This is a genomic window from Streptomyces sp. HPF1205 (assembly GCF_020400825.1).
Taxonomy (GTDB): domain Bacteria; phylum Actinomycetota; class Actinomycetes; order Streptomycetales; family Streptomycetaceae; genus Actinacidiphila.
This window is the reverse complement of record NZ_JAINVH010000147.1, coordinates 1-518: the sequence shown is the minus strand read 5'-3', so window position 1 is coordinate 518 and position 518 is coordinate 1. Positions and strand designations below refer to the sequence as shown.

The 518-nt window shown below is 71.4% G+C and carries 1 pseudogene; it reads right to left on the bottom strand.

The window, feature by feature from the left end:
• Positions 1 to 487 (bottom strand): annotated as a pseudogene (locus K7G61_RS36035) (hypothetical protein); the annotation flags it as partial.
• Positions 488 to 518: the final 31 nt, after the last annotated feature.

Below are 518 nucleotides of genomic sequence, written 5' to 3'. Positions count from 1 at the left end.
ACTCCGCGTCGAAATACGCGCACACCTCATCCAGCGCGTCCGCGAACACCGGGAACACCCCGTACAAATCACCCCCCGCACCCGCACGCTGACTGCCCTGACCGGAGAACAGGAACGCCGTGCGACCCTCCACCACGCTGCCCGTGACCAGGTCGGGGTGGTCGGTGTCGTTCGAAAGGGCGGTCACACCGGCGAGCAGCGATGCCGGGTCGGCGCCCAGGACGACCGCACGGTGCTCGAAGGCCGAGCGGGACGCGGCGAGCGCATGGCCGACGCCCTCGGCCGTCCAGCCGTTGTCGCCGGCCAGTATCCCGGCGAGCCTGGCGGCCTGGTCGCGCAGGGCGTCCCGGCTGCGGGCGGAGATCGCCCACACCCGCGACCGCCCCTCGGTCCCTTCGGTCCCGTCCGCGCCGGTGTGAACGGGCTCGGGTTCGTGGGTGGTGTCGGGAGCCTGCTCCAGGATCGTGTGCGCGTTCGTACCACTCATACCGAACGACGACACACCCACCCGACGCGGT